The organism is Aneurinibacillus tyrosinisolvens (assembly GCF_001015055.1).
Taxonomy (GTDB): domain Bacteria; phylum Bacillota; class Bacilli; order Aneurinibacillales; family Aneurinibacillaceae; genus Aneurinibacillus_A; species Aneurinibacillus_A tyrosinisolvens.
The window spans coordinates 73,086-81,905 of sequence record NZ_BBWZ01000019.1; the positions used below are offsets into that span (position 1 = coordinate 73,086).

5 protein-coding genes and 1 CRISPR repeat array are annotated in these 8,820 nt (G+C 39.3%); all 5 genes read right to left on the reverse strand.

The window, feature by feature from the left end; translation table 11 throughout:
* Positions 1–777 precede the first annotated feature (777 nt).
* A complete protein-coding gene (locus MBEAL2_RS16700; protein ID WP_047153412.1) occupies positions 778–3,012 on the reverse strand; it encodes a CRISPR-associated helicase/endonuclease Cas3 in 2,235 nt (744 codons plus the stop codon).
* A 67-nt stretch (positions 3,013–3,079) separates the two neighbouring features.
* Positions 3,080–3,820, reverse strand: a complete 741-nt coding sequence (cas5b, locus tag MBEAL2_RS16705) for a type I-B CRISPR-associated protein Cas5b (RefSeq protein ID WP_047153413.1) — start codon at positions 3,818–3,820, stop codon at positions 3,080–3,082.
* Positions 3,817–4,713: a type I-B CRISPR-associated protein Cas7/Cst2/DevR gene (gene cas7i, locus MBEAL2_RS16710; RefSeq protein WP_047153414.1), complete on the reverse strand. Its 897-nt coding sequence runs from the start codon at positions 4,711–4,713 to the stop codon at positions 3,817–3,819. The genes cas5b and cas7i overlap by 4 nt, the downstream gene beginning before the upstream one ends.
* Positions 4,700–6,394 (reverse strand): type I-B CRISPR-associated protein Cas8b1/Cst1, encoded by a 1,695-nt coding sequence (cas8a1, locus tag MBEAL2_RS16715; RefSeq protein ID WP_047153415.1) that lies wholly within the window; start codon positions 6,392–6,394, stop codon positions 4,700–4,702. Before cas8a1 ends, cas7i begins: the two co-directional genes overlap by 14 nt.
* Entirely contained in the window at positions 6,391–7,122 is a 732-nt protein-coding gene (cas6, locus tag MBEAL2_RS16720) for a CRISPR-associated endoribonuclease Cas6 (RefSeq protein WP_047153416.1), read from the reverse strand. Before cas6 ends, cas8a1 begins: the two co-directional genes overlap by 4 nt.
* 180 nt (positions 7,123–7,302) lie before the next feature.
* A CRISPR array of direct repeats spans positions 7,303–8,445; the repeat unit is 29 nt; unit sequence CTTTATATCCCACTACGTTCAGATAAAAC.
* Positions 8,446–8,820: the final 375 nt, after the last annotated feature.

Here is an 8,820-nt window from a genome sequence, read left to right on the forward strand (position 1 = left end):
AAAACCGGCATAGAAGAAAACGGGATTTACGAATGCGACAGCTGCAACTTTATATCCCACTACGTTCAGATAAAACAAATTCTAACCATTCTTTACGGCCGCCATCGTCTTTCTTTATATCCCACTACGTTCAGATAAAACTTTGGCATTTGGTTGCATTGGTTCTTTTTGTTTTAGGTCTTTATATCCCACTACGTTCAGATAAAACCGAATGGGATAACATCATTGTCTCTAGCAGTTTGAACTTTATATCCCACTACATTCATATATAACACATCAAACTCAGGCGAATAAATTTCATATTGTTCATTTATATCCCACTACGTTCATATATAACTGCCTTTTAAAATGTTTGAACAATCCGGCTTTGTTGTATTTATATCCCACTACATTCATATATAACTTTTTGGTTCGGCTTTGCCTGTCCTATATCTGTTCATATTTATATCCCACTACGTTCATATATAACATAGGACCCCTGGCGGGTCCTTTTTGTATATTCCCCTTTATATCCCGCTACGTTCATATATAACTGTTAAAACGGGAATCATTGACGCCGGACGCAATCGTCTTTATATCCCGCTACGTTCATATATAACCCCTATGTTTTAACGAATAAAACCCTTAATTTGCCTGCATCCATTTTATCATTGATAGCTGATATTTGCAGTAAATCGTCAGTTATGTTTCAACATTGCTTTCAAAATCGGGCTTCCAGCCAGTAATATCAAGCCATTCACTCTTTATTTCATGTAATCCGATCTACTGCAAAAAAAGCTACTGTAGGATAAGACCGATCCCGCTATTTTGTTCCTCATCAAAGCTGTATTCTAAATCAATGATAGATAAATAAGGCAATAATGGGTAGGTTGTACCGTTTTTTCTTTTCCCAAAACATTGAATAGGTTCCAATTTAGCTGTAACTTTATCCGTTGAACGAACAGAAACCGTATAGGTTTCAATGGTCCTTCTGATTCTGGTCCGTTCTTGTGGGTTTGTTTCTTCTTCTAACCGTTTGAATAATTCACGCTGTTCCTCATAGATTGCTTTAGGGATCACCATTTCCGCTTGAATATCCCTAAGTATCCGTTGCGCTTCACTACTGGAAAGAGAATAATCTCGAATCTCATTATCCATAACACGCAGGGCCTGATCAAACTCAGTTAGGAATTCAGTTCCTTTTAAATTCTCTCGTTTGTATAACTCTTTTACCAAGTGTACTTTTTCTTTTTCACTTAAAACTTTACCTTGATACCCTGACAGCATTTCTACCGTTCGATCCACGATTTCTTCATCATAAACCGTCCCTTTTCCTGATGGAGAGGCGGCGTAAATAAAGACATTCACATTTGAATGGTCTAATTCCCTCCTTCGGTAACAGCGTCCAAAACGCTGACACAAACTATCCAATGTAGCAGCTTCCGTGTACAGTTCATCAAAATCAATATCGATGGAGGCTTCTACAAGCTGTGTCGTAACCCAAATCCCCGTAGCTTCTCTATCACTATCAAAGGCTAGAATTTCTCTTTCTAGTGCGGCTCGGTGCTTTTGAATAAACCGAGAATGAAGCAAATGGATATTCTGTGTTTTTTCTGCTAACTTTTCATACACCTGTATCGCTTTATTCACGGTATTTACAATGACAAGGACCTTTTTTGTTGTGGCTGAGATATGGATCCGTTCCAAATTATCTTCGATTTTTTGCTCCACAACCTGAATTCGATGCCGCTTAGATTCATTCACGAATTCCTTCTGAACAAAATCAGCTTTGGTTAGAATGCCGCGTTCATCCAAGGTTTCTAAGTAAATCTCTGGCAAGGTGGCTGTCATTACAAGAAAACTGCCGCCAATTTCATGAATCATCTCCAGGGCTTTAAGCAGGACCGCCGCAATCTTTGGCTCATATGCCTGGATTTCATCAATGACAACAGCAGAATAAGCCATTGTAGCATAATGTTTTTCATACCCTTTGTATTTAAACGGGAATTTAAGAATCTGATCAATGGTCGTAAATAGTAGTTTGGAAGATAAGTGCTTGGATTGGTCCTGTACGATTTCCCAATTCTCCACTCCCTGTTCATCCAAATAACTTGCACTGGAAGAATGGAGAAGCCCCGCTCCTGAGAATCCCATCTTATTCTGAATTCGCGAAAATAAAGCATTAATACTCACCCGCAGAGGCAGGGTAAAAAAGGTTTTCTTCTTTTCCGCCCACAGTAAGGCCGCCTCCGTTTTTCCCATCCCTGTCTGAGCCACAATAATGAGATTATCCTTGTGATGCTTCTTGGTGAATTCCTGCAAAGGCCGGAGAACAGCTGAATTATCTGCTCTTTCTTCCGCTAGTTTTTCAAGGAACGATTCTGCATAAGCCGCTAAATTCTCATCCGTATCGCACTCGATTTCTACATGGGCCGAAGCCGCGTGGTCAAGTCGATGCAGTAGCCCTTTTACGAGAACGTATTGATTGTATAAGGATTTCTCTTTTCTCGAATCAATCCGATCCTTCATGTTGCGGAAAAGGCGGTTCATGGAAGAGATTTCTTTGTTGATTGGAAGGGCTAAATGAGAGGCTGCTTCATCTGCTTGGTGTAGCAGATCCTTCTGGAATACCTGTGCCAACACTTCTTTATCCTCATTCCCTAGCGCATGATTCCGTTCATGATGATAGGTAATCGCCTGGATTAAAACTTTCCGTTCTTCTTTTGATAAGTCTAATTCATTAAATGGTACTAAAAGGGGAGATAAAAAATTGTGAGGAATATTAGGTAAGTCATTTGCAGAACCAGGTAGTTGCAAGGCCTTTCTAATATCGAATTGGAACCTACTATAAATTTTTCCTGTATCATGGTAATCAGCTGCCAGCTTGAGCAAATGCCACATACGCTCGTCCTGCAACCTGTGGCGATAGGCTTTTTCTAAAACTTGATAGCGGGTATGTAACTCATCAGTATGTTGCCGAAGGGTTTCCATCGGCTCTGATTTTGCTATAAAAGCGGTCTTTACTCCCTCCATAGATATCCCCTTCCTTTCCTTTAGTTAAAAGACTACGCCCCCCTGTGAGAAACGTAGTCTTTTTAGGTTACGTATTCCAAAAAACCGGATAAATCTTACCAGGAACGCTTTTATCTTGGTCGGTCTTATCAACATAAATCGGCTCGCTAAACTGTTCACTATCAAGTCCTGTATTTTCTGTCACATATAGGACCGGGACCTTCTCCCATTCTCTGATGCCATTTTTGATGGTATATGTCCAATTGAGTTGATAAGGGATGCCAGATATGTGTTCGGCTTCAGCAATACAGGATTTTGGAATGTAGGCAGCGCAAGGCAAATCTACTTCTTCCTCCTGGGACAGCGTAACAAATTCCACATGATCCACCCGAACTAAATCCTCATGCCTCCCTAATGAAAGGCAACGGTCATAGGTTTGGAAAGCCTCATAAATATCTTGAAGAATGGAAGCCTCCGCTTTGATATGCACGACTAGCTGGACATTATAAAGCATGTGCGTATATAGCGGCATGGAGGTCATCACTTGATTATCATATGGGACGGCAGTATTCAGGCCGTCTAATATAATGGGCATAGCTACGGCCTTTTTCTTGACCATATAGGTTTTACGGTAATCCACGATTTTTGATTCATATGTACCCTGTATACTCAGGGAAAACGGAACTAATGTTTTAGCTTGTAAAACCTCATGAATGAATCCCTTCACTGTAGAATAAGGCGGAAGCGGATAAGTTTCAGCCACCTTGTTCGCAAACGGCTTCGTGTAACATACCGTTTCTTGGTATAGCTTTAAACGTAATACGTTCATGCCTGTACTCCATAAAATTCATCTACTTGTTCCGTTAAGTGCCGATAAAATTGCTCCACCGAGCCGGTTTGGGCCAGTTCTTCAAAAGCACCATCATTTTTAAAGATCCCTTTAACATAGCCAATATAGGTTTGTTCACGAATGGATTGTCCAAATACCGTCTGTTGGATGGTTTCGTTGAGAGCTTCTGTATTCATCAGCTCATAGTTATTATTCAGTAACTCAACCCTACCGAGGAAGAAAGGATTGGCTATGGGATAAATTCCCCCAATAACAAACAGCGGGGCCAGATTTTCTTGTCGCCCACGAATTTCCCGGTTTAAGAATTTGGTCACTTCAAGAAGTTGCTTGACCCTCTCCGCCTTTTCCTGCGAAGATAATTCAATGTCCCCGTCGATTCCAACCCGGCTTAAATCAAGCGTAATGGTGTAGGTATACAGACTTGTATGCTGTTCAAGGGTAGCCAGGTTCGCATTTTCATTAATTCGCGTGGCAAGGCCCATATTGTTTAAAAACTCAAGATCACTCTTATATGGCTCTAAGGATACCGCGTGACTCAGGCGGCAAACAGCAGAACGCTTCTCCGCTCCTTCTTTCGATTTTGTTTTCATATAACCGAATAGGTCCATTTCCACGGAATCCTGAATGGTACAGTCTGCCTTAAATTGAACAACCCCTTGTGATTTATCAACCACGTTTAAATTCCAATCATAAAACTGGTTGCCAAGCCGCACTATATCGTAGCGAATACTCTGACGGGAAGCAAAGGAGTGAACATTGCCGTTTCCCCGGTGAAATTTCTTCAACTCGGATATGTTTCCCGTTCCCTCGCCGTAATTTAAGGAACTGGCCTGAAACACAACCGTCATGGTAAGGGCCTTATTTTTGTTCATCTTTCTTTTCCTCCTTTTTTGAGATAAGTCCTGCAATCCAGGCGTTTGCAACAGTAGGGAAATCTAATTCATCTTCATGCAGCGCATTTAATAACAGTTGCGGCATTCGCTTTTCCGCCGAAATATATAAACGCATTACCGTATCCATAAACATTTGTTTATCCCCTGCCCGTGTTGCGTTAAGCAGACGATAAGCAACTTGCTCTGCCTTTCTTTCTCCGATTTCCTGTTGAACGTAAAACCCGCTTCGGTAGAGCGATTTTACTTTGTCACTTTCTTTTCTCGCATCGAAAGCCACGTTTATCCCTCCTTTTTGATACCGTTGATAGAAATGTCGAATCAAAACAGCGTGTAAAACTTCAGAAGAAATAAAATTAGAATCTATGTTTTCACGGAAATATGTAATCAAGAGAGGCTTCGGATCTCGATGCCGAAGGATTTCATGTACAAGCGAATCACGTAACGAATAGGACAGCTTCGTAAATAAAACGTGATGTTCCATGAAAAGCTTGCATATAGCGGGTGTAAGTATTAAGTAGTCTAGAAGTGTCTTCTTGGAGGAATAGTCTGACTCGTATTCTAAAAATAAATAGTGCTTAATGAGAGTGTCATGAGATTTCTGCTGTGTTTCTCGGACGATATCAAAGACAATTTCGTCAAAAACTTTGTTTTTCTCTTTTGAAAGGGCGTAACTTTCGTTCACATGAAGAAGCTCATGAAACGTGCCTTCGAGCTGAACAAATAATGATTTTTTTCCTGAAATCACCGCTCCAGCGGGTGCACAAAACAAAATAAGTTTTGCTATTGCTGACATAGGGATGGTTAGGTTGCCTCTTCCCTCCCAGGTGAAATTAATCGCATTTTTTGCGCTTAATGCTAAAGGTGAAAAATTGCCCTCATTGTATTCTTCAAACGCATAAAAACCGTCAAAGAAGCTACAACGGTTAATATGATTGGTTATGTATTCCCTCATTTGTTCAAGGTTTAATTTTTTGAACGGGCGCTTTAACTTTGTCAGATGAGTGTGATTGCATTCTTCCAACCATTGTGTGATTTCCTGTTCGGTTTCTGCTGTCTTCAATAGCTGGGTGAACTGATATTCTTCTATAGCCGGAACGATATAATCTTTTCGAAATAATTCTACTTGCTCTGGAATGTTCAAATCATTCTTTACAACATTTAAGAAACTAACCTGTCCAAAATACGGACCGAGTACGACCGCTTTAAAATAGTTTGAGGTTAATTTATCATGGATGACTTTGGTTCCGATCCGTTGGCAATACAGCGAAACTTCTTCTTCTAAATTTAGGGTATATTCTTTACTCTTGCGTATCTGTTCACCTAAAGAAAGAGCCTCCTGCGCTGCTGCTAGGTCAGAAAAATACTTGCCGATTTTGTCATTCAACGATTTTATAATATCGTCCATGACTTTCTTTGCTTCTTTTTTTCCTGAACGAAAACGCCATAATGCTTGCTCTAAACGGTAAACATCACGCTTCAAAACGCTATATTTATCTAAAAAGAAGTGGAAATAGGATTCTGGAAGCATTTCTAGGTCCATAATGGAGAGTTGTAACCCATCGTCTTTTACTTGAACTTTGTGATTGGCTTGTTTCATAATACGATAAAAACCAACCAGACCCTGAGAGATATGCCACTCCCCCATTTGTAATGAAATCATCCTGTAATCACCTCCTCTACTTCAACTAGTCCAAATCCTAATTGTGTTCGGTGTCCAATACCGCAATCATACAAACATTGCAAATCTTCGTAATGCCCTTCAAGTTGAATCCACCCCTTTTGTGCCGTAAAGTACAGGGTTTTTATAGGGGAATCTTCTAAATGAAAGGCTTCTTTGACCACTTGTTTTGTCAGTCTCGATGATTGAATACGGATGGGCTTTCGTAAAGAACGACCTTGAATCCGCTTAATAGTAAGCTCACAAATGTAATTCAATTCATTCTCAAAGTCCGGTGATGAGATAAGCACAGGTTTGTTCTGCTTATTTTCGAGTAGCAGCGGGGATAGAAGGCGGAAAACAACTGCCGATGTACGCGGAGTGAGCTTCTTGTCCTGTAGCATACGAATCCCGATTAATCTAAGTTGGAAGTCTCTATAGGTAAAAGTCTTTTCATCCTGACTTCCGTTGAATAGATGCATGATGAACTCGTAAGATGAGCTGCTGATAGTTACATCCAGCTGTTCAGCATATATGTATTCATCGTCCATCCTCATTTTTTTAAAGTATGTTGAAAAAGTAAAGGGCTTGATTTGTGCTTTATTGACCTCGAAGAAATTCGTATAAAAATCTTCCGAAGAACGCCGGATACACTCCTTAATAATGGATAGAATTCCAAGGCGATAAGAAACAGGAAGTTTGTCGATTTTAAAGGTTAAACGTAATTTCATGTTCTCACCTCCTTTTAGTTTATTTTTATAATGCAGCTTACCTAGAAAATAATACCAACAAAAATGGCTGGTTGGAAATGTTTTTAAATAAACAAAAAGAGGCACTCCATAAATATAGAGCACCTTTTTCCGCTACGTTGATGTAAAATGTATGAATTAATTCTTCCGAGACTAATTCATATTTATATCCCTTTATGTTCAGATAAAACTACCGCAAATAATCCCGTTATTGGTTTTTTTGATTCAGCTTTATATCCCACTACGTTCAGATAAAACTACAATAGATGCAGGGGAGGGATTTATCTTGGTTCACTTTATATCCCACTACGTTCAGATAAAACTTAACTTCTTTCCCTTTCATGCCCATCAATTCAACCTTTATATCCCACTACGTTCAGATAAAACATAATTACCATTACAACAATTCAACATGGCATAACCTTTATATCCCACTACGTTCAGATAAAACGCAGAACGTCGATGACTTTCTTTCTATCGGGAAATACTTTATATCCCACTACGTTCAGATAAAACTAATTCACAATGTTTTCCCGCACTCCTGAGACATTGACCTTTATATCCCACTATGTTCAGATAAAACTAGTATTCATACGGATTCAAAGGACAATTTACCTCTCTTTATATCCCACTACGTTCAGATAAAACACTAGAGTATAAAGTAGCATACATGAGGGATATTGACTTTATATCCCACTGCGTTCAGATAAAACGATGCTCTTTGTGGCATTGTTCCAGTTCTTTTTTGCGGCTTTATATCCCACTACGTTCAGATAAAACAAATCAAGAAGGTTTTCGAATGATTGACCAGAAGCTTCCTTTATATCCCACTACGTTCAGATAAAACCCAACCTATTGTCCAATTGAGGATGAACTTTCCCCATCTTTATATCCCACTACGTTCAGATAAAACTTTAGGCGGAGTCAAAGGAAGGGCAATCCTGATTGACTTTATATCCCACTACGTTCAGATAAAACGATGCTGTAAAAGAAGCAACGATTGATAAGGCAAAGCCCTTTATATCCCACTACGTTCAGATTAAAGACTCCTGTACCACTCGATAATGTCTCCGTCTACTGTCTTTATATCCCACTACGTTCAGATAAAACGTCATTTATGCGATTCAACAGAGTTTAATAAGTGGACTTTATATCCCACTACGTTCAGATAAAACGGCACCCGGCACTGTCCCGGCACATGATTTAATTGTCTTTATATCCCACTACGTTCAGATAAAACGAAAACGGGTATGAGACTTTGGGCTGACATTGCCGACTTTATATCCCACTACGTTCAGATAAAACCCTTATTTTAACGCTGTCAAAACCTTGATTTAACAAGGTTTGTAATATGCCAATCTTTTGTGTTTTGCAGTACATCGGCAGTCGTGTTTTTTAGAACTTTCGAAAAACCTCTGTTACCCCTTTATTATCAAGGCATTGAAGCATTTTTGCCAAAAATAGATCTACTGCAAATAACCATCAATACTATTTAATTTTATTATAAGTAATTCAGCTAGAGAAATAAATCGATTTCATGCTTTTCTCTTCCATACACTATTTTTTTAATATCTTTCGAATTTGCCACTGGTACAGGTATAGAGAGTTCTCTTTTTTCATTGATATCGTATGTAATTATGAAATTGATTCACTTATATAGTCTTTAAAAAAGCAGCCATT